Here is a 24,859-nt window from a genome sequence, read left to right as displayed (position 1 = left end):
GCAAAGGCATCAGGGTGACGGAGCCGCCGTGGCGACCGCCCTTTCGATCAACGATCAGGCAGGGTGATATTGAGTTCCAGAATCGAGCAGCTGCCGTCGTTTTCCAGGGCGACATGCACGTCATCGTTGCCGATATTGACGTACTTGCGGATCACCTCTACCAATTCCTTCTGCAAGGCTGGCAGGTAGTCCGGTGTACTGCGTTGGCCGCGTTCGTGCGCCACGATGATCTGTAGACGCTCTTTCGCTACCGACGCGGTACTTGGCTTTTTGTTGGCGCGAAAGAAGTCGAGAAATTTCATTGTTTAGTTGCCTCCAAAGATACGCTCGAAGAATCCCTTCTTCTTAACATCGAGGAAGCGATGTTCCACGGTCTTGCCCAGCAGACGATCGACCGCATCGCTGTACGCCTGGCCGGCGTCGCTCTGGTCGTCAAGAATCACCGGCACGCCTTGGTTGGATGCCTTCAGAACTGCCTGGGATTCCGGGATCACGCCCAGCAGGGTCACTGCAAGGATTTCCTTCACGTCTTCAACGCCAAGCATTTCGCCGTTGCTGACACGCTCAGGGTTGTAGCGGGTGAGCAGCAGGTGTTCCTTGATCGGGTCCTGACCCTCTTCGGCGCGCTTGGACTTGCTGGCCAGCAGGCCCAGCATACGGTCCGAGTCACGTACCGAGGACACTTCCGGGTTGGTCACCACGATGGCTTCATCGGCGAAGTACATCGCCAGGTGAGCACCGGTTTCGATACCGGCCGGGGAGTCACACACCACGTATTCGAAGGTTTCCTTCAGCTCGGCGAGGACTTTGCCGACGCCTTCCTTGGTCAGTGCGTCTTTGTCACGGGTCTGGCTGGCGGCCAGTACATACAGGTTCTCAAGGCGTTTGTCCTTGATCAGGGCCTGTTGCAGGTTGGCTTCACCATTGACGACGTTGACGAAGTCGTACACCACGCGGCGTTCGCAGCCCATGATCAGGTCGAGGTTACGCAAACCGACGTCGAAGTCGACGATGACTGTCTTGTGGCCGCGCAGTGCGAGGCCGGTACCGATAGCGGCGCTGGTGGTGGTCTTACCCACACCACCCTTGCCGGATGTAACCACGAGAATCTTGGCCAAGGTGTTTCACCCCTAAGGAAAAAGGACTTTTCAGCCCCTGAAAAACATCTCTTGGAACTCGCTGCAGGCGGACAGCCTTTGTAGGGAAAAGATGGGGTTCCCGGAGGGGAAACGCCAACTTCCAATTATTCCTACGCAAGTCTTGCCAGTTTCGCTGTGCTATCAGAGTCTAGAGATGCTTGGAAAATGCGGCAGTATCCGTTAAAGACGGATGATGTTCAACACATCGCCCGACAGGCTGACCTGTACACCAGCCCCCCACAGCGGATCGCGGCGCAAATCTTCTGAAACCTTGTACTGGCCTGCGATGGACACGAGTTCAGCGGTCAATTGCTGGCAAAAAATACGTGCCTTGGTGTCACCCTTGATACCGGCGAGCGCACGTCCGCGCATCGGGCCGTATACATGGATGTTTCCGTCGGCCAGAAGTTCCGCGCCGGGGCTGACCGATGAGATCACCACCAGGTCGCCGCCCTGGGCGTAAATCTGCTGCCCGCCGCGTACGGGGGAGGTGATGATCTTTGTCGGCTTGATCGTCGGTTCCGCCGGTTTTTCCGGTTTTTTCTTCACTTCACCTTCCGTCGGATCGAGTGGACGCTCGCGTGCGCCGGACGGTGGCAGTACTGGCAGTTCAATGGCGATGGCGGCGGCAATGTCTTCGATACGGCTGGCACGAATCGCCAGGGTGCGTAAGCCATGGGAGCGGCATACGCGCATCAGGCCGGGCAGGTCGATCGCGCCTTGGCCGGCCGGCAGCTTGTCCAGGGCCAGCACCAGCGGGGCATTGTTGAAGAAGTTCGGCGCCAGGGCGACCTTGGCGGCGAGCTGGCGGTCCAGGGCATCGAGGTCATTGCGGGCCAGTTCCAGCACGGTGATGGCGAGCATGCTGCCTTTCAGCTGGAACACGGGATCTTGGTCTAGCGGTTCGGTTTGGCTCATGGTCGGCAAAAGCGGCTTGTCACGAAAAGTGTCGAGACTTATAACGAGAACATCCACTGGCCGCAAGCCGAGTCGAACCGTTGTAGAATGCGCGGCCCTTGTCTTTACCGGAATCTGTAATGGATCGCCCGCGTTTTCGTGCTGTATTTTTTCACCCGCGTTTTTGGCTGTTATGGCTGGGACTCGGCCTGCTGTGGCTGATCACTCAATTGCCGTATCGCGCGTTGCTGGCCATTGGTCGCCTGCTGGGTGCGGGCATGTACCGCGTGGCCGGCGAGCGTCGCCGCATCGCCGCGCGCAACCTGGAGCTGTGCTTCCCGGAAAAATCCGCCGCGGAGCGCAAAAAGCTGCTCAAGGAAAACTTTGCTTCCACCGGCATCGCGTTCTTTGAAATGGCCATGAGCTGGTGGTGGTCGCGCCAGCGCCTGGCGCGCCTGGCTCACGTCGAGGGCCTGGAACACCTCAAGCAGGCGCAGTTGGATGGCAAGGGCGTGATCCTCATGGCCCTGCACTTCACTACCCTGGAAATCGGCGCAGCCTTGCTGGGACAGAAGCACACCATCGATGGCATGTACCGCGAGCACGGCAACCCCTTATTCGACTTTATCCAGCGCCGTGGTCGCGAGCGGCATAATCTCGATTCCCTGGCCGTCGAGCGCGAAGACGTGCGCGGCATGCTCAAGCTGCTGCGCGCCGGCCGCGCCATCTGGTACGCGCCGGACCAGGACTACGGCGCCAAGCAAAGTATCTTCGTGCCGCTGTTCGGCATCCAGGCCGCCACCGTGCCCGCCACCAGCAAGTTCGCCAAGCTGGGCAAGGCGCTGGTGGTGCCGTTCACCCAGGAGCGCCTGGCCGATGGCAGCGGTTACCGCCTGGTGATCCACCCGCCGTTGACCGACTTCCCAGGCGAAAGCGACGAAGTCGACTGCCTGCGCATCAACCGCTGGGTCGAAGCCTCGGTGCGTGAATGCCCCGAGCAATACCTGTGGACCCACCGCCGCTTCAAGAGCCGGCCACCGGGCGAACCCAAGCTGTACGAAAAACGTCGTCGATAACACCTGACCTTCCCCTGTTGGCCCCACATGGAGTGATGCAATGCGCCCAGCTGAACCGGTCACAGGCTTGATTCTTTCCGGCGGCGGAGCGCGAGCGGCGTATCAGGTGGGGGTTTTGGCGGCGATTGCCGAGTTGCTGCCGTTGGGGGCGCCGAATCCTTTTCCGGTCATCGTCGGCACCTCGGCCGGGGCGATCAATGCGGTCAGCCTGGCCAGCGGCGCCATGGACTTCACGGCGGCGATCCAGCGTCTTACCGCGTTCTGGCAGGGCTTTCGCAGCCATCGGGTGCTGCGCAGCGACTGGCCGGGGGTGATTCACCAGGCCAGCCGTTTCTGTTTTCACAGCCTGCTGGGCCTGGGTGCCCAAGTGCCGGTGGCGCTGCTCAACAGCTCGCCGCTGCGCGAGCTGCTCCACGACAAGCTGCACCTGGAGGGCATCGATGAGGCCATCCGCGAGAAGCATCTGCACGCGGTGGCGGTGACTGCGTTCGGCTATGAGTCCGGACAAGCGGTGACCTTCTATCAGGGCGGCGGCACCATCGACGCCTGGTTGCGCCACCGCCGTATCGGCGTGCCGACCCAACTGACGGTTGAACACCTGCTGGCCAGTTCGGCGATCCCCTTGCTGTTTGCCCCGGTGAAACTCGACCAGGAATATTTCGGCGATGGCGCCGTGCGACAGTCGGCACCCATCAGTCCGGCCTTGCACCTGGGGGCCAGCCGCGTGCTGGTGGTGGGGGTCAGTGGCAACCCACGGGGCAACGAGGCGGCGACACCGCGCGTCTTCACGGGCCAGCAACCGACCCTGGCGCAGATTGGCGGGCATATGCTCAACAGCACGTTCATCGACAGCCTGGAAAGTGATATCGAGTTGCTGGAGCGTTTGAACCAGTTCAGCCATTTCCAGCCTGCCGACAGCGCATCCCGCGGCCTGGCCCCGGTGGACGTGCTGGTGATTGCGCCGAGCCAGCCGATCGATGAAATCGCGGCGCGGCATCGTCAGGAATTGCCCGCGGCATTGCGCCTGTTCCTGCGCGGGCCGGGGGCGACCAAGACGAGTGGGGCAGGGGTGCTGAGTTACTTGTTGTTCGAAGCGGGGTATTGCAGCGAGTTGATTGAATTGGGCAGGAAAGATGCGTTGGCCAAGCGTGAAGAAATCACCCGGTTCTTAGGCCTGCCGCCTATCTGAATGTGGGAGGGGCAAGCCCAAATACCAGTCAGTTATCGCTCCTACAGAAGGCGCTGTACGCTTAACTGACTGGCATTGGGGCTTGCCCCTGACACATTTTGACCTGCGATGTTCGGTCAGAAGTGATACTTGACCAGGAAGCTCGCCGTGTCCTGGTTGGTCTTGAACGCCCCGGAATCCTCGATCCCGTACTTGTTCTTCCAGTAGTCGTATTCAAAACCCACATACAACTGCTTATCGCCCCAATGCAGCGCCTTGCCCAGGTCGTATTTGACCTGTGGGTTGAAGTGCAGGTTGGCGTGGTAAGTGCCACGGGCGTTCTTGTCGTTGTCCACCACCCAATCCATGAAACCGTCGATCAGGATGTCGGAGTTGCCAACGGGGAGGGTGTACGCCCATACCGGAGTGATCTGCCATACGCCGTCACCCGGGCGATTGCCTTCGGTCTGACGCTGGTAGAAGTTCAGCTGGAAGTAGTCGAAGCCTGGGATGTTCAGGTCGAAGCCAGGGCCGAGCAGGTACGATTCGTTATCGCCTTCGCCGAACTCATAAGTGAAGGCCAGTAACACATCCTTGATCGGGCCGAAGGACAAGTCCTTGTCCAGGATCTTGCCGAACGACAAGCGTGGGCTGAACTCGCCGTAGTAAGTGCTCGGGCCGACGTTGCCATCTTCCTTGCCGTTATAAAAGATGCGGTCGAGGAAGAAGAAGTTGTCGCCGTACTTCCATGCGTCGGCATGTTCGAAGGTGACGGTTTGCTGGATCTGCGGGTTAACCGTGAAGCTCTTGCCCCACAGGTAAGTCAGGCTGTTGTTCTGCCACTGCAACAAGTCACCGGCCACGGCTTGGCCACCGGCCAGCAGCGATCCCGCCAGCATCAGGCCCTTGAACATAGGTTTCATTCGGTTGCTCCCGAGTTAAAGTTTTATGGTTTTTCTTCTACGCAGGCGCTCTGGTGTGGCGCCTTTTGGTTCGCTGCAAAAATCGTCTATTCGGTCAGCTTTGATGCTTTTAGCAAGAGCTGCGCCAACGTGTTTGAAAAACCAAAAAATCCCCGTCGGCTGCACGGAATGCAGTCGAATTCAGGGGATGTTTGTGCACATTGGTCGCTGTTGCAGGGCCGGGATAAGTTGGCCTTGCAGTCAGCTTTTACATTCGCTGTTTTTTTTTGAGTCGATTCGAGCGGGCGCGGAGAATACTGGCTCCAAAGCCTTGGCTCAAGTGCGCTGTTAGAGCGCGCAAGGGGCGAGAATGGGGCACGGCACATGGCCGGCCCCAGGTGAATGGCGTGCATGGGATGTTCCTTGTCTGTTGTTATTTTTGGACTAACAAAGGCATCAATGCGTGTGGGCGACAGCGGGGCGCTCTGCGCCGCCGAGGATATTGAACAGCACGTTCAGCGCCAGCGCGCTGAGGGTCGCCATGGCAATCCCGCTGTGGGTGATCGGGCTCATCCACAACGGCAGTTGTGCGAAGAACTCCGGGCGCACCACCGGGATCAGGCCCATGCCGATGCTGACAGCCACCAGCAACTGGTTGCGACGGTCGGCGATATCGGCTTCCTGGAGAATCTTGATCCCGGTGGCCGCCACCATGCCGAACATGGCAATCGCCGCGCCGCCGAGTACTGCTGGCGGAATCGACGCCACCAGGTAGGCGGCCTTGGGCAACAGGCTGAGCACAATCAGAAAGACGCCGGCCATGATCGTCACCGAACGGCAGCGCACGCCCGTCATCTGCACCAGGCCGATGTTCTGCGCAAACGAGGAGTGGGTAAAGGTGTTGAAGAACCCGGCGAAGAACGATGCGCCGGCATCACACAGCAAGCCACGGCGGAGCATCTTCGGGGTCACGTCGTGGCCGGTGATCTTGCCCAGGGCGAGGAACATGCCCGTGGATTCGACAAAGATGATCACGACCACCAGGCACATTGACAGGATCGGCGCCAGCTCGAATGTGGGCATGCCGAAGTGCAACGGTGTCACCACCTGTACCCACGGCGCCTGGGCCAGGCCGCTGAGATCGACCATGCCGAGCAGGCCGCACAAGCCGTAGCCAAGCGCCATGCCGATCAACACCGAGATATTCACCCAGAAGCCCCGCATGAAGCGGTTGATCAGCAGGATAGTGGCCAGCACCAGTGCGGCGATGGCCAGGTAGATGGGCGAGCCGAAGGTCGCGGCGGCGCTGCCACCGCCCGCCCAATTCACTGCCACAGGGAACAGCGACAGGCCGATGGCGGTGATCACGGTGCCGGTTACCAATGGCGGAAAGAAGCGCACCACCTTGGACATGAATGGCGCGATGAGCATGCCGAAGAGCCCGGCGGCGATGGTCGCGCCGAAGATCCCCTGCAAGCCGATACCCGGCATGCCGGCCATGGCGACCATGCTGCCGACCGCGGCGAAACTGGCACCCATCATCACCGGCATGCGAATCCCCAGGGGGCCGATGCCGAACGACTGGACCATGGTCGCGACACCGGCCACCAGCAGGTCGGCGTTGATCAGGAAGGCGATTTCTTCACGGCTCAGGCCGGCGGCCTGGCCAATGATCAGGGGGACCGCGACGGCGCCGCCGTACATCAGCAAGACGTGTTGCAGGCCTACCAGAATCAGTTGCAAGAGGGGCAGCCGCACCATGGCGGGTGCGGCAGGAATCTGCGGTTCGACTAACTCGGTCATGCAACACCTCGGATCTTTTTATTGTTGTGTTGTGTGGAACGCAATCTTCAAAACACGGCATGTCCAAATGTGGGAGGGGGCTTGCCCCCGATAGCGGTGTGTCATTCAACGTATCTGTGACTGATGCACCGCCATCGGGGGCAAGCCCCCTCCCACATTGGAACTATGTGAATCCGTCAGTTGGTACGCGCGCCCTGGTTGATCCAGGTGCCGATCAAATCGCGCTCCTGCTGGGTCATCTGGGTGATGTTGCCCAGCGGCATGATCTGGCTCGCCACGGCCTGCGCCTGGATACGCGCCGCCTGTTGCTGGATCTGCGCCGGTGTATCGAACATCACGCCTGCCGGTGCGGTGCTGAACAGCGGGCTGGTGGGCTTGGCCGAATGGCATACCGCACAGCGTTCCTGGATCACCCCATGCACCTTGTCGAAATCAATCGTCGCCTGGGCGGGGGCGGGTGCCGCGACGGGGGCGGCTGGCGCGGAGGATTTCACGCCGCCGCCCAAGGCGGTTTCCGGCAACGGTTGGTACTCGATCGCGGCGGGTGCCTTGGCCACTTCTGCCACGGGCTTGGGCCCGGTCACGTAGGCCAGGGAGATCATCGCCAACGCCCCCACCGGCAAGGTCCAGGCATACTTCTGGCTGTTATGCCGGGTGTTGAAATAATGCCGCACCAACACCGCTGCCACCGCGATACCCGCTAGGATCAGCCAGTTGTATTGGCTGCCGTAGGTGCTCGGGAAGTGGTTGCTGATCATGATGAACAGCACCGGCAGGGTGAAGTAGTTGTTGTGCCGTGAGCGCAGCAAACCCTTGGCCGGCAGGGCCGGGTCGGGCGTGCGGTTCTCCGCGATCGCCGCCACCAGCGCACGCTGGGCCGGCATGATGATGCGGAATACGTTACCGACCATGATGGTGCCGATCACCGCACCCACGTGCAGGTACGCGCCACGGCCGCTGAACACTTTGCTGAAACCGTATGCGGCGCCAATCAACAGCACGAACAGGATGAAACCGAGCAGGGCAGGGCGCTTGCCCAGGGCCGAGTCGCAGAGGAAGGAGTAGATGAACCAGCCGGCGAACAGCGAGCCAATGCCCAGCAATACGCCTTCGGTGCCGCTCAGGCTGCTGCCGGGGGCGAGCAGGTACAGCGTCGGGTTGAGGTAGAACACCACGCATAACAGCGCGACGCCCGACATCCAGGTGAAATAGGCTTCCCATTTGAACCAGTGCAGGTTGTCCGGCATGGTCGGCGGGGCCAGTTTGTATTTTTCCAGGTGGTAGATACCGCCACCGTGGATCGCCCACAAGTCGCCGGCCAGGCCGCTCTTGGGGTTGACGCGGTTGAGGTTGTTTTCCAGCCAGACAAAGTAGAACGAAGCGCCGATCCAGGCGACGCCAGTGATCATGTGAACCCAGCGCACGCTAAGGTTCAGCCATTCCAACAGATGTGCTTCCACAGTCTTTACCTCTCGCCTGTCACCCTTGTTGTCGGGTGATCCGGCCTTCTCTTATTGGTGGGGGGCGAGGATCAACCGCTCATCCTCTTTGAAAAAATGCTCATCGCAGTTATTGCCTGTGCCACTGCGATCAACCACCAGGAAGTCATCCCGCTTTTCGATCGTCAGCACCGGGTGGTGCCAGACGCCGCGATGGTAATTAATGCCCTGCCTGCCGTTGGTGACGAAGGCGCGGACCAAGCCTGATACAGGTGCATCGCCAAGTGGCGCGACCACGATCAGAAAGGGGTTGCCGAGCAGCGGAATGAAGGCCTGGCTGCCCAGCGGGTGTCTCTCCAGCATGCACACGGTCAGCGGCATATCCAGCGCGTCGGCGCGGAAGATGCTGATGATTGCGTGGTCTTCAGGCTGTGCGGTTTCTACCGTTGCCAGCTTGTGAAAGCGCATGGTCGAGCCGTTGTTGATCATGAAGTGATCGCTGCCGTCGGTTTCGATAACGTCTCCGAAAGGGGCGAAGGCTTCTTTGGTCAGCGGTTCGATCATCAGTGTGCGCATGGCTGTCTTCTTATCCGGATTCTGTGTTGTGTCATTCAGTTCATGTGGCGAGCGGGCTTGCCCTAATGCCGTTCAGTTAAGCGGACATCGCCTTCTGTAGGAGCGAGCTTGCTCGCGAAAAACGTCAACGATAACGCGTGTTTCCTGAATGAACGCGGCGTCTGTGAGTTCTTCGCGAGCAAGCTCGCTCCTACAAAAAAACCTTAACTGAACGGCATTAGGGCTTGCCCCGCGTTGGGCTGCTAAGCAGCCCCCATCAAGTCAGCGCGTTTCTACCGATACAACGCGGTGCCTGGTTTCAGGGCTGCTTCGCAGCCCAACGCGGGGCAAGCCCGCTCGCCACAGAGGTTCACTGCTTACTTCGAAACTTTACCCAGCACACGCAGGCGGCTTACGCCCCCATCCGGGAACACGTTCAGGCGGATATGGGTGATTGGCCCCAGCGCCTTGATCTGCTCGGCGAAGGTGTGTTCGGCGTGCATTTCCAGCTTTTGCGACGGCAGCAGTTCGCGCCAGAACAGCGATTGGGTTTCGATCTGGCTGTCGGTACCGCCCTTGACGAACGCGCCCTGGATCGAACAGGTGTCCGGGTAGTTGCCCTTGAAGTGCAGGGTGTCGACGATGATTTTCTCGATCTCGCCGGGGTGGCCCAGCGCGACGATCACCCAGTCATTGCCTGGCGTGCGACGACGCGCGGTTTCCCAACCATCGCCCATGTTGATGCCACGGCCCGGGTTGAGGATGTTGCTCATGCGGCCGAAATGTTCGTCGGAGCAGGCCAGGGCGCGACCACCATTCAAGGCGGCAGCCAGGTCGACCTGTTCGTTATCGCCCACTGCGGACCAGTCGCGGAACGGCACGCCGTACACACGCAGGCGGGCCACGCCGCCATCCGGGTAGATGTTGAAACGCAGGTGGCTGAACGCCTGGTCGTTGCTGATTTCGTGGTAGTGGTGGCTGTTGCCTTGCAGCTCGACGGCCGACAGTACTTCTACCCACTGGGTGTTGTCGTCAGGCTCGCCCGAGGCCAGGAAGCAGGCTTCCAGGGACGCCGACGGCGGGTAGTTGCCGGTGAAGAATGAAGTGTCGATGTCCACGCCCTTGATCGAACCCGGTACGCCCAGGCGGATCACTGCGCTGTCGTAGCCTTCGAAGCGCTTGCGGCGCGACTCCCAGCCGTCCATCCACTTGCCGTTGTCATCGAAAACGCCCTCCTTCCACACGGCCGGGGTCGGCTGGAACAGGCGGTTGGCGTCGGCGAACCAGTCATCGGTGACGGAGATGATCTTGGTGCCCAGGCGGGCGTCGGCCAGGTTGACGAACTTCTCGAAAGGTACAGCGTAAGCTTTCATTCTTCTTGTCTGCCTTAGATAGAGTGGCTGGGGATGGTCGTTTAGAGGGTCAGTAAACGGAACAGCGCGATCTTGTTGATCTCGGCCAGTGCGCAGTTGAACTCGGTGTCTGCCGAGTGGTGGATGCGCGTTTCGAACGCGGCCAGGATCTGGTGCCGGTTGCTGCCTTTTACCGCCATGATGAAGGGAAACTTGAACTTGGCCTTGTAGGCATCGTTCAGCTCGGTGAAGCGCGAGAACTCTTCGGCCGTGCATTGGTGAATACCGGCGCCAGCTTGTTCATTCGTGCTGGCTTCGGTCAACTGGCCCTGGACGGCCGCACGGCCTGCCAGGTCCGGGTGAGCGTTGATCAACGCCAGCTGACTGGCGTGATCGGCGCTCAACAGGATATCGCTCATGCGCTGGTGCAGGGTTTCGATCTGGTCGATCGACGCATCCAGGCCCAGGTCATAGGCTTTTTCGGCCACCCATGGCGAGTGTTCGTAGATATCGGCGAAGGCTTTGACGAATGCGTCGCGGCTCAAGGTCGAGGGTTTCAGGGTCTGGAACGTGGTCATTTCGCCACTCCCGTATAGGGGTGGGTTTCCTGCCAGTGGCGGGCAATGTCGACACGGCGGGCGAACCACACCTGCTCATGACCCTTGGCGTATTCGAGAAAACGCTTCAAGGCGGCCAGACGGGCAGGGCGGCCGATCAGGCGGCAATGCAGGCCGATGGAAAGCATCTTCGGCGCGTCGGCACCTTCGGCATACAGCACGTCGAAGGCGTCCTTGAGGTACTCGAAAAAGTCATCGCCCTTGTTGAACCCCTGCACCTGGGTGAAGCGCATGTCGTTGGTGTCCAGGGTATAGGGGATCACCAGGTGCGGCTTGCCGGTGGGGTTGTTCGGTTCCCAGTAGGGCAGGTCGTCGTCGTAGGTGTCGCAGTCGTACAGGAAGCCGCCTTCCTCCATCACCAGCCGCCGTGTGTTCGGGCCGGTGCGCCCGGTGTACCAGCCCAGGGGGCGTTCGCCGGTCAGTTCGGTGAGGATGCGGATGGCTTCGAGCATATGCTCGCGTTCCTGCGCCTCGTCCATGTACTGGTAGTCGATCCAGCGGTAGCCGTGGCTGCAGATCTCGTGGCCGGCTTCGACCATGGCGCGGATCACATCCGGGTGGCGCTGGGCGGCCATGGCCACGGCGAAGATGGTCAGCGGAATGTCGAACGCCTTGAACAGCTTGAGGATGCGCCACACGCCGGCACGGCTGCCGTATTCGTACAGCGACTCCATGCTCATGTTGCGCTCGCCCTGCAGCGGCTGGGCCGAGACCATTTCCGAGAGGAAGGCTTCTGACTCTTTGTCGCCATGCAAGATGTTGCGCTCGCCGCCTTCTTCGTAGTTGAGTACGAAAGACAGCGCAATGCGTGCCTTGCCCGGCCAGTGGGGGTGAGGAGGGTTACTGCCGTAACCGATCAGGTCGCGTGGGTAGTCAGCGCTCACTGCAGTCTTCCTTCTTGTTCGTGGTAGCAATAGGTGTGGCGGCCGGGCAGTGAAAAGACTGGGTGGCGTCACAGCGATGAGTGATTGTATACAACTTATTGCCAACTTTGTAAGCCTGCATTTCTGCATTTTTTCCGCATCGCTCTCCTTCAAGGGTGTAGCAAGAAACTTGCCTGACTGGTCAGCTAATGGACAAAAGGTCGTTTAAAAGCAAGGATTACTGACGAATCGACTCGTCGAGCAATGTCGGCGGGGGGATCAAAAGCGTTGTGATATTTATTGTGTACAATTTTTTTAAAAAGTGTCTTAATCAGCCGTCGCCGACTTTTTTGATGCCCTGAAAAAGTGCGGTTTCCTCTTCTACTGACTTCGGGAGGCGCACAAACGCCATGGGACGCTTGACCACACACGTTTTGGACGCCGCACATGGCTGCCCCGGCAGCGCAATCAAGGTTGAGCTGTACCGCGTCGAGGGCGAGAAGCTTGAACGGCTCGCCACCGCCCTGACCAACAGCGACGGTCGTTGCGACGCGCCGCTGCTGCAAGGTGATGACTACCGCAGCGGCGTGTACCAGCTGCAATTCAGTGCCGGCGATTATTACCGCGCCCGGGGCGTGCAACTGCCGGAGCCGGCTTTCCTCGACGTGGTGGTGTTGCGCTTCGGCATCAATGCCGAACAGGATCACTACCATGTGCCCTTGTTGATTTCGCCTTACAGCTACTCCACCTATCGCGGTAGCTGAGCGTCACCTCGCCTAACGCTCTTCGTTGGTTTTTCGCCCGCCCACACTGCGGGCTTTTTTTTTGCGTGTCGTGCGTTCAACTATCTAGCGCCAGGGGCACCTCGGCGATACCTAGGATGGGTGTTTTCCTCCTAGAAAAGAAAACACCATGACCTCGTCCACCGATCACCCAAGCGCTGCGCCCCCTTCCAGTTCCCCATCCGTTGCAGACGACAGCGATGCGCCACAGGCCATTCGTGAGCGGTTAACGCGGCGGATCAACGCCCATCCCCATCCAAGCCGCCTGATCAATCAGATCGGCCTTGTAGATCGGCGTTGTACAGAGTCGACGCAGGAACTTGCACGCTTGATAGGACGCTCTCCCAAAGTCTTGACGGTTATCCGTGCCGAGCTGCGCAAAGCATTCGGCATGGACCCCGACTGCTTGTTGTTCACCGAATCCAAGCGGCCAAGCGAAGCCGGCAAAGTCGACAGTTTGACCGATCGGGCGTTGATGTTGCTGGCGTTGCCCGTGGTAATGGCCAACGTTAACCAGTTCACCGCGCTGAGCGTCAAGGGAGATCCGGGTTGCCGCTTACCGTATACGCCGCTGGAAGCGTTGCAGCGTGTCAATGCGCTGAGGCTCTTTGAGCGATTGGATCACGCGGTTTCTGAATACTGGGGCACGCTGGCGCAGGGCTCCTGGCTCACCCGCCAGGAACGTTGGGTCGAGTTGCAAAAGACGCTCTTCGCTGACCGTGCGTTCATGGCGCGGCAACTTGAGGAGCTATCGAGCGCGGGCATGGCCCTGGTTCAAGCCCTGATCGACGCCCCTGCCGCAGAAGCACGCGAGCGGGCAGGCGGGGAGTGGGCCAGCGTCAAAGTGAGCCAATTGATGTGGCCGGGCACTCCTGCCGTCGCGATGCCCGGGGCCTTGCATCTTTACCGTGAGGGGGAGGCCAGTGATACGCCTCATGTGATTTACCTGCCGGGCACCGCCCGCAATTTTTACGAGGCCCCATCCTTCTTTGCCCTTCAGTGCGACCTGCTGGCGTTGAACCGCTCGCTGTTCCACGACCTCTGGCATTGCTTGCCGTTAAGTCGCCGCAAAACCTTGTACCGGCCGGCGGACCTGTCGCCGGCCACCGGCTTCACGCGTGGCTTGGAGGTGAGGGACGATGCGCTGGCGCATGGCGCCCAGGCGTTGCTGGCCGGGCAATGGAGCAATGAGCTGGGGTGTGCGGTGAAGGTGTATTTTGCCCATGTGTTTTCTGACGTGCGGTCTCAGCCGCCACCGCTGGATGCCGTGCTTTTTTTCGCGCAGGTGGAGAGCGCCAGGCGCCAACTGGTCGGCGCTGCCCGGCTCGGGGTCATTGGCGATCAATTGCTCAAATGGGACCAGCAACGACGACGCGAAGAAATCATGTTCACCGGTGTGGCGCCGGGTTTGCCCATGCGTACCGTAGAACAGCAGGTCAAACGCTATGAAAAGGGCCTGGTCGCGTTATTGGCCGCGGATGACCCCTGCGCAGAGACTCCAGCCTATCTGGAGATCATGTCCCAGGTGGGGCGACTCAACGTCCATACCCATGTGCTGAAAACCTTGATGCAAAGCGCGCGGCATCGGCTGCTTGAGTTGGCATTCTGGGCAGAGCGCCCCCATGGGAAGGGAACGGCCAGACGTGTTTCCCTGTTTATGCAAGCCCAGACCGAAGCCTTGCGTTGCGAAGCGCAGTTGCTGCACGGGCTCAAGTTGATCAGTGCGGCCCATCGAGACCTGGTGATCGAAGTGGTGGCCCAGCCCCTGGCAACCAAACGCCCGGGCAGCGATACCCGGGTGCTGTCGATCGCGGTGGGCAGCGAACCGGACGCCTTCTACCCACTCCATAATGTCTGGGTGATGACCACGGCGGCTGCGGTGCGGGTTCCGGCCCGCCAGCATCCGGTGGTGCTGTACGCGTTCGGCGTGGAGGGGGGGATTCAGGCGTTTGCCGGTTTGGACGCCTTGACCCGAAGCCTCAAGACGAGCCTGAGCAGCCCGGATGGCTCTGTGCTGTGGGGCACCGTCGAGCGGGATAAACGCTCCGATCTGCGGGGGCATGCGGCACGTGAAACGCTCGCTGTTCGCTACCTTGAGATCCCGGGCAAGCCAGCGCTGGCCTCGCTCAAGAAACTGCTGGGTAGTTACTCTCGCTTGCACAACAGCAACGAGGACATCACGCGTATTTTCAGTGAGGTGACGGATCCCGGGCTGAGCCGCTCGCTGTTGATGGTCGAGCTGGAAGATCAACTGAGTATTCCCCTCAATAACCTCCTGAGCCGGGCTCTGGCCAATGTCGAGCTGCTGCGCAAAGCGGTATCCGAAGCGAAGAAACTGCCCACGTGGTTGGCGCGCGCAAGCCGAGCCCAGCGTAAAAAATTCCAACACTTGGAGCGTGTGTACTTGGGCAGTACCTTTGCCTTTCATGATCGGATCGAACACTACCTGCCTGACCTGAACACGTTCGCCCGCCAAGCCTTGATCGACCGTTTACGCCAGGATGGTTTTTCCCCGCTGCCGGATATCGACGAGCCTTTGATTGAGCTGCCCGATGATGTGCGCGGCTCTTTCTGTGGCTGGAGCAGCACCTGTACCGTGGGTGATCGCAACATAGTGTTGACGCCAACCACGACGCGCACGACGTTCAGTCTGCTGCAATTGGCGCTGCATAACCTGGACCCACTGGCGCCCTGGACGCAGTGGCGACTCGATCGCGCCCGCTATCTGCAAGCTGACTGGAAGCAACAGCTCAATGCCGGTTACCTGATCCGCCTGGTGTCTTCACTGGATATCGGTGGGCAATACGACGCGTTGATCAACCGGGCTTTTTACCCACTCATCGGTCCTGGCCGGACGCTCAGCGAAGGACGTATCCCCGCGTTGCTGAATCGCGCCCTGCGTGCGGGCGTTGAACATCATCTGTTCTCGGCGATTCAACGGGGTCTGACAGCCAATGCACAAAACCTGTTCATCGCCGCGATGGCGGCGATAACCCCCCAAGACTTGTGGAAGAGCCCGTACCAGTTGCAATTGCATGTGGTGCATGTGGTGGGGCACACCCTGCAGCATGATCGCTATATCGCGGGGATAGTGGTCGTGCAGGACAAGCTTTCCGGGCTCTGCGTGGTCTACTGGCCCGATGCGCCCCACGGCTTGGCGCTCACTGAGTACAGCAGCCTGCAAGTGGCTCAGGATGAACTCAATCGCATCGGTGCCTTGCCCGATAACGTCAAGGCACTCTCGCGGCAGGTCGCCCCCGGTTGGGCATTCGAGGCGATCACCCATTATCCGGAGGCGGTTGGCGAGCGCGCTGTGGGGGCCGCGCACTTGATTGTCGCGCCGGCTTTTTTCTTCATGAAAGGGATCTGGAAAGGTATCGGCTTTGTTCGCTCATTCAAGGTCAAGCACTTGGAGCCGACGCCGTTGCCGGAAGAAATTGAAAAACTGATCCTCGAGCAGATCGCTTGCGAGCCGCGGGAATGGTTGGCGATCGTCGGAACATCCCACAGCAACGCCCAGGCATTGCTCTACCGTGCCAGCCTGCTTGACCTGCAGCGTCGGACGCAGGCGGCGAGTCAATCCGGCAAGGCGCTGCAAGACTATCGAATTCGGCGCCTTGGTGAGCAGGGCGATACCCGTGCGCGGGCGTTGGTGGCGTTTTTCTCTCCGGCCTTCGGGGTGTTGAACGAAGCCTATGAGTTGTTGCTTTCGGCACGGCGTTATCACCGTTCTGGCGACCCTCGGGATGCCGTCGAAGTCGGTTTCAGGAGCGCCTATCTGGCGATTGACCTGTTGATGAGCTTTATCCCCGGCCCCAAGAGCGCCGGCATGGCGCGCCCCGCGCTGGGTAATGGGCTGAGAAAAATACACCGCTTGCGCATGACACCGTATGACGGGCTTTCACGCCCGGAACCGCCCAAGGTGACCCAACTCAAAGCCCTGGAACGCTTCAAAGCCAAGGGTGTGCCCGAGGGCGCGGTGGCGCTTAAAGGGCCTGGGGCGTCCGGCGTCTACGTGAAAAACGGCGAGCTCTTCGTAGCGGATGAAACCCACCATTACCCACTTTACCGGCGCGACAACGAACGGGTATTGCGCCTGAAAAACCAGCAGGCGCCGGGGCAGGACGAACTGATTATCAACGTCCACCAACCTGGGGAGTGGTTACTGGGCGCTGATGCGCCCCAGCCGGTGGCGGGGACGAGTACCGCTGGGCTTGACCCCTGGCGTGCGCCAATGCCGGTAGTGTCGGATTGGCGGCCAACCAGTGTGCGCGCTGCGACGGAACATCGTATTTACCAGTCACCCGCCACAGCCAACGAATGGTTCGATTGGAGGGTTCAGGTTCCTCTCGAGCAGATGTCTGCCGCCACGGAGTTCGGGACGTTTCATGTGAGCCAGGACGCCCGAGGGTTTTCCTACGACACTATCTACATCGGGGCGCAATATGACACGCCGACCGTGTCGGGGATCGGGTATTACCGGTTGCTTCATGAGGGTAGCAATGCGCCAAGGAGCGGTATTGCGTTTATTGTCCCGGACGAGCCGCTGGTTTCACGCGCCTACGTGGATATCGAACGTTGGACAAGCACTGCGCCAGGCGAACAGCCGATACCGGTATCGCGCAATGCGACGGGTGACTGGCAAGTGCATACGCGTTTGTTCGACCGGCCGTTGGAGCACTATGTCGGCACGGCCTTCCCCACCATGACCCTGCACAGCCAGAGAATGGCAGCCAGAAGGCTGATCGAGTTGGCCGACACTGCCTACTCGGTCTCGACCACTCACCTGCTCAATATCCGGGCGACGCTGGACAATTGGCTGGCCTCCAATGCCAGGGGCTCGAGCCAGACCGATGACTTGCTGAGAATGTTACGCCGCACCGAACGAGCGCACGGATCAATCCGCATCGGTAACGAGAGCAACGCGCCGGGCTTCACTCGCGTCGACTTCAGGGCTCCCCACTTGGATCCTGTGTTGCGATATAGCGGTCCAGGGAGAACGGCTCAGCGCAACACTGCACAACGCGCCGCCATCCGGAACGTCCTGGAGCAGCAGGGCTTCAACGTGTATGACGTCGAGGTAAGAAGAAACAGGTACCTGAGCAATGAATTTATCGCGACGCACCGTTCTTCCGCGTCAGGCAATGTGTACTACATCAGCGCCCTGTGGGTTGAGCGAGCCAGTGTTCAGTTGAAAGAAAGGCTGACCGATCACTGGTTGAATGTCGCCATCAGAGCCAACCCGGGTTCGCTTCCCGTTGTGAGTGTCCAGCGCGCCATGCAGGAAAATCGATTGGTCCGGATCGTGGCAGGTATTCAATGGCCTGTCTTTCAGGCGGATCCACCCAGTGTTTATTTTGTGAAGGTGTGAGCGCCTCGCCGCGATCGACTCGACAGTGTGCAGGCTGAAGCGTCTGCCAGTGACCTCATCGACTCAGCAGAGACGCTGCCCCGGCCCCGCTGAATAATACGGCGCTGACGCGGTTGAACCCGACCTGGCCCTTGCCGCTGCGCAGGTAGCGTGCCGCTCCCTGTGCGCCGAGCCCGTAGGTCAACTTGCACAGCAGGTCGAGCACCGTCCAGGTGGCGATCATGACCAGCAGTTGCGGCAGGAAGGATTGCCCGCTGTCGAGAAACTGTGGCAGGAAGGCGGCAAAGAACAGAATGTCCTTGGGGTTGCTGGCGCCCAGTACAAACGCGCGGCCAAACAAGCTGCGAAAACGCGGCGTGGCGATGGCCTGTGGTACGTGCACGGCGAGGCTCGGCTGGCGCGATTGCTGCCAGCTTTGCCAGGCGAGGTAGAACAGGTACAGCGCGCCGAGCAGTTTCAATGCGCCGAACAGTTGCTCACTGGCCAGCAGCAGCGCGCCCAGCCCCAGTGCCGATGCACTCAAAAGGCAGACCGAGGCAAACACGCCACCCAGGAATGCGGGGTACGAACCGCGCAGACCATAGTTGAGGCTGTTACTGATCATCAGCAAGGACAGTGGGCCGGGGATCAGGATCACGATCAATGCAGCGCCGCTGAACAGCAGCCAGGTTTCCAGGGTCATGCCTTACTCCTTTTTATAGAAATATGAATTTAGCGATGAAAATCGCGCACAGCACCCACAGGCTGAGGGAAATTTCGCGGTACTTGCCGGTACCTGCTTTCAGCGCCACATAGGTGATAAAGCCCAGGGCGATACCGTCGGCGACCGAGAAGGTCAGCGGCATCATGATCGCGGTCACGATTGCCGGGATGCTGTCGGTGGCTTCATCCCAATGGATATGGGCCATGCTCGCCATCATCAGCATCGCCACATAAATCAGTGCACCGGCCGTCGCATAGGCCGGGATCATGCCGGCCAGCGGTGCGAAAAACATCGCCGCCACAAACAGCACGCCCACGGTCACGGCGGTCAGCCCGGTGCGACCACCGGCCGCGACGCCGGCAGCGCTTTCCACATAACTGGTCACCGGCGGCACGCCGACCATGGCGCCAAACACGCTGGAGGCACTGTCGGCCTTCAGCGCCCTGGACAGGTTATGGATCTTGCCATCGTCGCCCACCAGCCCGGCGCGTTGTGCCACGCCCATCAGTGTACCTGCGGTGTCGAACATGTGCACAAAAAGGAAGGCAAATACCACGCTGATCATGCTGACATTGAATACACCTTTGATGTCCATGGCCATCCAGGTCGGTGCCAGGCTCGGTGGGGTGGAGAGAATGCCGTTGTAGTGCACCAGGCCCAGGCCCCAGCCGGCCAGGGTCACGGCGATGATGCTGATCAGGATCGCGCCAAACACGCGGTGATAGCTGAGGATCGCGATCAATAGAAAACAGATGGCCGCCAGCAGCGGGGCTGGTTCGTGCAGGGAACCGAGTTTGATCAGGGTGGCGGGGCTATCGACGATGATGCCCGCGGTTTTCAGGCCGATCACCCCGAGAAACAGCCCGACGCCGGCGCCCATGGCATGGCGCAGGCTGACCGGGATGCTGTTGAGCAGCCATTCACGCACGCGCGACAGTGTCAGGAGCATGAACAGCACGCCAGAGATGAATACCGCACCCAGTGCGGTCTGCCAGGTGTAGCCCATGGTGCCGACCACGGTGTAGGTGAAAAACGCATTCAAGCCCATGCCCGGCGCCAGGCCCACCGGCCAGTTGGCATACAGGCCCATCAACAGGCACCCCAGGGCGGCGGCGATGCAGGTGGCGACGAACGCCGCACCGTGGTCGATACCGGCGTCGGCCATGATGTTCGGGTTGACGAAGATGATGTAGGCCATGGTGATGAAGGTGGTGAGGCCGGCGATCAGCTCGGTCTTCACTGTGGTGCCATGCAAGCGCAGTTTGAACAGGCGTTCGAGCCAGCCGTGGTTCGTGTGGGTGAGGTTCGGCGGGGCGAGGTCCAGCGGGGCTTCGGATTTGCGGCTATCCACAGCGAGTACTCCTCAAGCATTTTATTGTTATGTCCAGCGCGCACGCGCTGTGAGGTACTGGCGGGTTTGTTGACCAATAGGTCAGGAACTCGCACGAAGCGAATTATGCTTTTGTATACAAAGAAAGCAAATAATGTTTTCTATTTCTTGTGCGAAATAGATGAAAGGCACATCCCGGTGGGGGTTGTGGCAAGCGGGCTCGCCACAGTAATTCCGCTTGCCACGGCGATCACGGCGGCCCTGCAAGGGCCTGGTTCACCGCCAACCAGCCGGTTACCGCTTCTTCGCCTGCTTCGGCGAAGGCGCGCTGCAGCAATTTCACCTGTTCGCGGCGCAGTGACTGCTCGAAACGCCGGCCGTCCTCGGTCAACGCCAGCAAGCGTTTACGCTTGTCGGCCTCGGACGCGACACTGTCCACCAAGTGCATTTCCTGCAATTGGCGCAACGGCATGTTCAGCGCCTGCTTGCTCACGCCCAGCAATTCCAGGAGTTCCTTCACGCTCATGCCCGGGTAGCGCGCGATAAAAAACACGATGCGTTGGTGCACCCGGCTCAGGCCGCGGCGCTCGAGCATTTCGTCGGCCTTGGCGGTAAACGCCTGGTAGCCGAAGAAGAACGCTTCCATGGCGGCTTGCTGACTGTTCTGGTTTTTAAGGTCAAGCATATTGACGTATCTACTCAAGTCGTCGTAATTTCGGTCAACTAGTTTGACGTATTTCCCACAGGCTTCGCTAGCGGTGACCTTATGGCCTTCTCTGAACGTGTTACGCGCCTCAAAAGCTCCTTGATTCGTGAAATCCTCGCGGCGGCCCAGCGCCCGGAAGTGATGTCGTTCGCCGGAGGCTTGCCCGCCGAAGCGATGTTGCCGGCGTTGAACTGGGATGGCATGCCGCTGAATATCGGCCAGTACGGCATGAGCGAAGGCGAGCCGCAACTGCGTGAATTGCTCGCTGCCCAGGCCCGCGCCCTTGGCGTGCCGTGCCAGGCCAGCCAAGTGCTGGTGGTCAGCGGCTCCCAGCAGGCCCTGGACCTGGCGGCCAAGCTGTATATCGATAAAGGCACCCAGATCCTACTGGAAGGCCCGACCTACCTGGCCGCCTTGCAGATCTTCCAACTGTTCGGCGCCGAATGCCTCACCGTGCAACTGGAAACCGACGGCCCGAACCTGGCCGCCCTGCGTGCCAGCCTTGAACGCCATCGTCCGGCGTTCATTTACCTGATCCCGACGTTCCAGAACCCGTCGGCGGTGCGCTACAGCGAAGCCAAGCGCGAGGCTGTCGCGGCTTTGCTCGACGAGTTCGGCGTGACCCTGATCGAGGACGAACCCTACCGCGAGCTGACCTTCGATGGCGGCAGCGCGCAGCCCATTGCCGGCCGCCTGAAAAAGGCCAGCTGGATCTACACTGGAACGGTGTCCAAGACCTTGTTGCCCGGCCTGCGCGTCGGCTACCTGATCGCCAGCCCCGACCTGTTCCCGCATTTGCTCAAGCTCAAGCAATCGGCTGACCTGCACACCAACCGCGTCGGCCAGTGGCAAGCGATGCAGTGGTTGGGTACCGACAACTATCAACAGCACTTGGTCGAGCTGCGCGGTTTTTATCGCGAGCGACGCGATGCTTTTCAGGCTGCATTGGCGCGTCACTTCAGCGAGTTGGCCGACTGGCAAGTGCCCCAGGGCGGATTATTCTTCTGGCTGACCTTGAAACAGCCGCTCGATACCCGCACCTTGTTGGCTCCTGCACTCGATCAGGACGTCGCGTTCATGCCCGGTGAACCGTTCTTTTCCGAGCCGGACCAGCACCTGGGTTCACTGCGGCTCAATTTCAGCCATATCGACCCGTCCCGCCTGGACGAAGGTCTCAAGCGCCTGGCCGCAGTGGTCCGTCAAGCACAGCACGCGCAAGCGGCATAAGGGGAGCCCCATGTATAAGGTTTATGGCGATTACAAATCGGGCAACTGCTACAAGGTCAAATTGATGCTCAACCTGTTGGGCATCCCGTACCAGTGGGTGGATGTCGACATCCTCAACGGCGACACCGAGACACCGGAATTCCTGGCCAAGAACCCCAACGGCAAGATCCCGGTGCTGGAACTCGAAGACGGCACCTGCCTGTGGGAATCCAACGCGATCCTCAACTTCCTGGCCGATGGCAGCCAGTTCCTGCCCACCGAGCCGCGCCTGCGCACGCAAGTGCTGCAATGGCAGTTCTTCGAACAGTACAGCCATGAGCCGTACATTGCGGTGGCGCGGTTTATCCAGCTTTACCTGGGGCTGCCGGAAGATCGCCAGGAGGAATACAAGAAGCTGCACAAGGGTGGCTACAAGGCGCTCAAGGTCATGGAGCGCCAGTTGCAACTCACGCCCTACCTGGTCGGCGACCAGTTCTCCATTGCCGACGTGGCGTTGTATGCCTACACCCATGTGGCCGAGGAAGGCGGTTTTGATCTGGCGCCGTACCCGGCCGTGCGGGCTTGGTTGGAGCGTGTGGCCAGCCATCCCAGACATATCGCGATGCTCGACTGACTGACGCGGTCAAAAACTCTGGGAGGGTGTGTCGGACAGTTCCTCATTCAGCAGGTCGAAACAACGTTGTGCCGCCGGGCTCAGCCCCATCCCGCTACGACTGATCAACCCGATCTCCCGGTTCACGCCGGGATGATCGATGTGGATACGTTTCAACCCCTCCAGGCTGTCCGCCGCCGACTCCGGCAGCACACTGATTCCCAGGCCCTGGCGCACCAGCGCCAACACCGTCGACATGTAGTTGGCTTCCATGCCGGCGTGCATCGTCAGCCGCATCTCATCGAACAGCCCATCCACTTGCTCACGCACGCTGCTGTCGCGGCCGGTGAGGATGATCGGCTGGTCGGCCAGTTGTTGCAGCGTCAGCTGGCGATGGTGGGCGAGGGGGTGATCCAGTGGTACGAACGCGCACAAACGATCATTAAGCACCGGTACGAATTCCAGGCCATGGCTCAACCGCGCGCGTACGCCGATACCAAAATCCACCTCGCCTGCGCGCACCTGGGCGTGAATGCGGTGGGCCACCAGGTCCTGCAAGCGCACTTCGATCCCGGCAAAACGCTCGCGAAACAGGCGCAACGCCGGGGGCAGGGCGCCTGCGCAGACCGAGGGCAGGGCGGCGATGGTGACCACGCCCCGGCGCAGGGCGGCCAGGTCGCGGGAGCCAGTGACGATGTTGTCCAGGTCCAGCAGCAGCTTTTCCATCGGCCCACGGGCTTCCTGGCCGGCGGCGGTGATGCTCACATGGCGCGGGCTACGGTCCAGCAGGGTGACGCCGAGCCAGTCCTCCAGTTGTTGCACCTGGACTGTCAGTGCCGAAGGAGACAGGTGCAGTTCATTGGCGGCCTTGGTGAAACTTCCGGTACGGGCCACCGCGAGAAACGCTTGAATATGCTGGATTGAGTTCTTCATTTTGTTTTTCCGAACATACGGGGCTGAATATTCCAATTTACAAAGACTAACCCGCTTCCAATACTCCAGGGAAAACAATAACCGGCCACCAAGGCCGCTCTGGAGTAACCCATGCTCGCTACCCTGGGTGTCATCACCATCCTGTGCCTGCTCGCTGCCGTCATGAGCAAACGCCTTTCGCCGCTGGTGGCCCTGATTGCCTTGCCGATCATCGCCGCGCTGCTCGGCGGTTTCGGCCTGCAGACCAGCGCTTTCATCATTACCGGTATCAAGAACGTCGCCCCCGTGGTGGGTATGTTTGTGTTCGCGATCCTGTTTTTCGGGATCATGACCGATGCCGGCATGCTTGATCCCATCATTGATCGCATCCTGCGTACGGTAGGGACGCGTCCTACACGAATTGTGGTGGGTACCGCGACCCTGGCCTTGCTGGTCCACCTGGACGGTTCCGGCGCGGTGACCTTTCTGGTGACGGTGCCGGCGATGCTGCCGCTGTATACACGGCTGGGCATCGACAAGCGCATCCTTGCCTGTGTCTGCGCGATGGCCGCCGGGGTCAACTTCCTGCCTTGGACCGGCCCGGTGTTGCGCTCGTCGGCAGCCTTGCACGTGCCAGTGGCGGACTTGTTCCAGCCGCTGATCCCGGTGCAGATCGTCGGCCTGATCTTCGTTTTCGCCTGCGCCTGGTGGCTTGGTCGTCGCGAGGAAAAACGCCTGGGCCTGGGCGCCGGTTCCACAGTGGATGCCGTGCCGCAACGGGTGCTCAGCGATGATGACATCCGGCTGCGCCGCCCACGCCTGTTCTGGGTCAACCTGATCCTGACGGTGCTGGTGATGGTGGTGATGATTGCCGGTTGGGTCGATCCCGTGGTGATGTTCATGCTCGGCACTGTGGTCGCGCTGTGCATCAATTACCCGAATGTCGACGCCCAGCGTGCGCGCATCGATGCCCACGCCAAAACCGCCCTGACCATGGCCAGTATCCTGCTCGCTGCCGGGGTGTTCACCGGCATCATGCAGGGCACCGGCATGCTCAAGGCCATTGCCGAAGTGGCGGTCGCGCAGATTCCAGCGGGCCACGGCAAGCTGATCCCCGCGGTGGTGGGCTTCATTTCCATGCCCCTGAGCATGCTGTTCGACCCCGATTCCTACTATTTCGGCGTCATGCCGGTGATCGCCGAAGTCGGCAAGGCCCTGGGCGTCGACCCGCTGCAAGTGGCCCAGGCCTCGCTGCTCGGCGTACACACCACCGGCTTCCCGGTCAGCCCGCTGACCCCCGCGACATTCCTGTTGGTGGGCCTGTGCAAGATCGAATTGGCCGATCACCAGCGCTTTACCATCCCTTTTCTGTTTGCCGCGTCGGTGTTGATGACCCTGACGGCGTTGCTCCTGGGAGTGATTTGA

At 60.5% G+C, this 24,859-nt stretch carries 21 protein-coding genes; 7 read left to right on the top strand and 14 right to left on the bottom strand.

Annotation, left to right across the window (positions count from 1 at the left end):
- Positions 1-47: 47 nt before the first annotated feature.
- The 3 genes from minE to minC all read right to left on the bottom strand — a co-directional run bounded on the left by minE (position 48) and on the right by minC (position 2,057).
- A complete protein-coding gene (minE, locus tag P2T68_RS26225) occupies positions 48-302 on the bottom strand; it encodes a cell division topological specificity factor MinE (RefSeq protein WP_003175252.1) in 255 nt (84 codons plus the stop codon).
- A 3-nt stretch (positions 303-305) separates the two neighbouring features.
- Entirely contained in the window at positions 306-1,118 is an 813-nt protein-coding gene (gene minD / locus P2T68_RS26220) for a septum site-determining protein MinD (protein WP_003175251.1), read from the bottom strand.
- A gap of 201 nt (positions 1,119-1,319) precedes the next feature.
- Positions 1,320-2,057, bottom strand: coding sequence for a septum site-determining protein MinC (minC, locus tag P2T68_RS26215; RefSeq protein ID WP_024076655.1), 738 nt, complete (start codon positions 2,055-2,057; stop codon positions 1,320-1,322).
- A 119-nt stretch (positions 2,058-2,176) separates the two neighbouring features.
- Between minC and P2T68_RS26210 the strand changes: the two genes are divergently transcribed.
- Complete coding sequence (locus P2T68_RS26210) at positions 2,177-3,112, top strand: lipid A biosynthesis lauroyl acyltransferase (protein ID WP_069076728.1); 936 nt, start codon at positions 2,177-2,179, stop codon at positions 3,110-3,112.
- 40 nt (positions 3,113-3,152) lie between these two features.
- Entirely contained in the window at positions 3,153-4,301 is a 1,149-nt protein-coding gene (locus tag P2T68_RS26205; RefSeq protein WP_069076727.1) for a patatin-like phospholipase family protein, read from the top strand.
- A gap of 116 nt (positions 4,302-4,417) precedes the next feature.
- Here P2T68_RS26205 and P2T68_RS26200 read toward each other — a convergent pair whose 3' ends face one another.
- The 7 genes from P2T68_RS26200 to puuE form a co-directional block, all read right to left on the bottom strand.
- Complete coding sequence (locus tag P2T68_RS26200; RefSeq protein WP_024076652.1) at positions 4,418-5,203, bottom strand: outer membrane protein OmpK; 786 nt, start codon at positions 5,201-5,203, stop codon at positions 4,418-4,420.
- 435 nt (positions 5,204-5,638) lie between these two features.
- Positions 5,639-6,985 (bottom strand): nucleobase:cation symporter-2 family protein, encoded by a 1,347-nt coding sequence (locus P2T68_RS26195; protein ID WP_277378484.1) that lies wholly within the window; start codon positions 6,983-6,985, stop codon positions 5,639-5,641.
- A 176-nt stretch (positions 6,986-7,161) separates the two neighbouring features.
- Complete coding sequence (locus P2T68_RS26190; protein ID WP_102651009.1) at positions 7,162-8,445, bottom strand: urate hydroxylase PuuD; 1,284 nt, start codon at positions 8,443-8,445, stop codon at positions 7,162-7,164.
- A 51-nt stretch (positions 8,446-8,496) separates the two neighbouring features.
- Positions 8,497-9,000 (bottom strand): ureidoglycolate lyase, encoded by a 504-nt coding sequence (locus tag P2T68_RS26185; protein WP_024076649.1) that lies wholly within the window; start codon positions 8,998-9,000, stop codon positions 8,497-8,499.
- Between the two features lie 356 nt (positions 9,001-9,356).
- Positions 9,357-10,352, bottom strand: coding sequence for an allantoicase (alc, locus tag P2T68_RS26180; RefSeq protein ID WP_024076648.1), 996 nt, complete (start codon positions 10,350-10,352; stop codon positions 9,357-9,359).
- Between the two features lie 41 nt (positions 10,353-10,393).
- Entirely contained in the window at positions 10,394-10,909 is a 516-nt protein-coding gene (gene uraD, locus P2T68_RS26175) for a 2-oxo-4-hydroxy-4-carboxy-5-ureidoimidazoline decarboxylase (protein WP_024076647.1), read from the bottom strand.
- Entirely contained in the window at positions 10,906-11,832 is a 927-nt protein-coding gene (gene puuE / locus P2T68_RS26170; protein WP_024076646.1) for an allantoinase PuuE, read from the bottom strand. Before puuE ends, uraD begins: the two co-directional genes overlap by 4 nt.
- A gap of 389 nt (positions 11,833-12,221) precedes the next feature.
- Here puuE and uraH point away from each other — a divergent pair, with 389 nt between their 5' ends.
- A complete protein-coding gene (gene uraH / locus P2T68_RS26165) occupies positions 12,222-12,575 on the top strand; it encodes a hydroxyisourate hydrolase (RefSeq protein WP_024076645.1) in 354 nt (117 codons plus the stop codon).
- 148 nt (positions 12,576-12,723) lie between these two features.
- Complete coding sequence (locus P2T68_RS26160; RefSeq protein ID WP_277378483.1) at positions 12,724-17,964, top strand: DUF6543 domain-containing protein; 5,241 nt, start codon at positions 12,724-12,726, stop codon at positions 17,962-17,964.
- 55 nt (positions 17,965-18,019) lie between these two features.
- Here the strand turns inward: P2T68_RS26160 and P2T68_RS26155 are convergent, their stop codons facing one another.
- The 3 genes from P2T68_RS26155 to P2T68_RS26145 form a co-directional block, all read right to left on the bottom strand.
- Positions 18,020-18,646 carry a LysE family translocator gene (locus tag P2T68_RS26155; RefSeq protein ID WP_024076643.1) on the bottom strand — a complete coding sequence of 209 codons (627 nt, stop codon included), beginning with the start codon at positions 18,644-18,646 and terminating at the stop codon, positions 18,020-18,022.
- A gap of 13 nt (positions 18,647-18,659) precedes the next feature.
- The gene (locus P2T68_RS26150; protein ID WP_205896041.1) at positions 18,660-19,991 is read right to left on the bottom strand and encodes an NCS2 family permease; all 1,332 of its coding nucleotides are present in this window, start codon (positions 19,989-19,991) and stop codon (positions 18,660-18,662) included.
- 256 nt (positions 19,992-20,247) lie between these two features.
- Positions 20,248-20,682 (bottom strand): MarR family transcriptional regulator, encoded by a 435-nt coding sequence (locus P2T68_RS26145; RefSeq protein ID WP_277378482.1) that lies wholly within the window; start codon positions 20,680-20,682, stop codon positions 20,248-20,250.
- A gap of 81 nt (positions 20,683-20,763) precedes the next feature.
- Here P2T68_RS26145 and P2T68_RS26140 point away from each other — a divergent pair, with 81 nt between their 5' ends.
- Both P2T68_RS26140 and P2T68_RS26135 read left to right on the top strand, forming a co-directional pair.
- On the top strand, positions 20,764-21,930 hold the full coding sequence (locus tag P2T68_RS26140) for a PLP-dependent aminotransferase family protein (protein ID WP_277378481.1): 1,167 nt from the start codon (positions 20,764-20,766) through the stop codon (positions 21,928-21,930).
- A 10-nt stretch (positions 21,931-21,940) separates the two neighbouring features.
- The gene (locus P2T68_RS26135) at positions 21,941-22,543 is read left to right on the top strand and encodes a glutathione S-transferase family protein (RefSeq protein ID WP_024076639.1); all 603 of its coding nucleotides are present in this window, start codon (positions 21,941-21,943) and stop codon (positions 22,541-22,543) included.
- A gap of 9 nt (positions 22,544-22,552) precedes the next feature.
- On the opposite strand, the gene P2T68_RS26130 is transcribed toward P2T68_RS26135, so the two are convergent.
- Positions 22,553-23,455 (bottom strand): LysR family transcriptional regulator, encoded by a 903-nt coding sequence (locus P2T68_RS26130; protein WP_024076638.1) that lies wholly within the window; start codon positions 23,453-23,455, stop codon positions 22,553-22,555.
- A 111-nt stretch (positions 23,456-23,566) separates the two neighbouring features.
- On the opposite strand from P2T68_RS26130, the gene P2T68_RS26125 reads away from it, so the two are divergent.
- Complete coding sequence (locus tag P2T68_RS26125) at positions 23,567-24,859, top strand: citrate:proton symporter (RefSeq protein ID WP_024076637.1); 1,293 nt, start codon at positions 23,567-23,569, stop codon at positions 24,857-24,859.

This window comes from Pseudomonas sp. G11 (assembly GCF_029457515.1).
In the GTDB taxonomy this organism is placed as follows: Bacteria; Pseudomonadota; Gammaproteobacteria; order Pseudomonadales; family Pseudomonadaceae; genus Aquipseudomonas; species Aquipseudomonas gorinensis.
The sequence above is the reverse complement of the archived record's forward strand: the minus strand, read 5'-3'. Positions and strand labels throughout refer to the sequence as shown.

What these genes read in the sequence shown, in the direction of transcription:
- P2T68_RS26195 (WP_277378484.1), bottom strand. Translation starts at nt 6,985, where the DNA reads ATGACCGAGTTAGTCGAACCGCAGATTCCTGCCGCACCCGCCATGGTG.
- uraH (WP_024076645.1), top strand. Translation starts at nt 12,222, where the DNA reads ATGGGACGCTTGACCACACACGTTTTGGACGCCGCACATGGCTGCCCC.
- P2T68_RS26140 (WP_277378481.1), top strand. Translation starts at nt 20,764, where the DNA reads ATGGCCTTCTCTGAACGTGTTACGCGCCTCAAAAGCTCCTTGATTCGT.
- uraD (WP_024076647.1), bottom strand. Translation starts at nt 10,909, where the DNA reads ATGACCACGTTCCAGACCCTGAAACCCTCGACCTTGAGCCGCGACGCA.
- P2T68_RS26130 (WP_024076638.1), bottom strand. Translation starts at nt 23,455, where the DNA reads ATGAAGAACTCAATCCAGCATATTCAAGCGTTTCTCGCGGTGGCCCGT.
- P2T68_RS26145 (WP_277378482.1), bottom strand. Translation starts at nt 20,682, where the DNA reads ATGCTTGACCTTAAAAACCAGAACAGTCAGCAAGCCGCCATGGAAGCG.
- P2T68_RS26125 (WP_024076637.1), top strand. Translation starts at nt 23,567, where the DNA reads ATGCTCGCTACCCTGGGTGTCATCACCATCCTGTGCCTGCTCGCTGCC.
- P2T68_RS26200 (WP_024076652.1), bottom strand. Translation starts at nt 5,203, where the DNA reads ATGAAACCTATGTTCAAGGGCCTGATGCTGGCGGGATCGCTGCTGGCC.
- minE (WP_003175252.1), bottom strand. Translation starts at nt 302, where the DNA reads ATGAAATTTCTCGACTTCTTTCGCGCCAACAAAAAGCCAAGTACCGCG.
- P2T68_RS26155 (WP_024076643.1), bottom strand. Translation starts at nt 18,646, where the DNA reads ATGACCCTGGAAACCTGGCTGCTGTTCAGCGGCGCTGCATTGATCGTG.
- P2T68_RS26160 (WP_277378483.1), top strand. Translation starts at nt 12,724, where the DNA reads ATGACCTCGTCCACCGATCACCCAAGCGCTGCGCCCCCTTCCAGTTCC.
- P2T68_RS26135 (WP_024076639.1), top strand. Translation starts at nt 21,941, where the DNA reads ATGTATAAGGTTTATGGCGATTACAAATCGGGCAACTGCTACAAGGTC.
- P2T68_RS26185 (WP_024076649.1), bottom strand. Translation starts at nt 9,000, where the DNA reads ATGCGCACACTGATGATCGAACCGCTGACCAAAGAAGCCTTCGCCCCT.
- alc (WP_024076648.1), bottom strand. Translation starts at nt 10,352, where the DNA reads ATGAAAGCTTACGCTGTACCTTTCGAGAAGTTCGTCAACCTGGCCGAC.
- minC (WP_024076655.1), bottom strand. Translation starts at nt 2,057, where the DNA reads ATGAGCCAAACCGAACCGCTAGACCAAGATCCCGTGTTCCAGCTGAAA.
- P2T68_RS26205 (WP_069076727.1), top strand. Translation starts at nt 3,153, where the DNA reads ATGCGCCCAGCTGAACCGGTCACAGGCTTGATTCTTTCCGGCGGCGGA.
- P2T68_RS26210 (WP_069076728.1), top strand. Translation starts at nt 2,177, where the DNA reads ATGGATCGCCCGCGTTTTCGTGCTGTATTTTTTCACCCGCGTTTTTGG.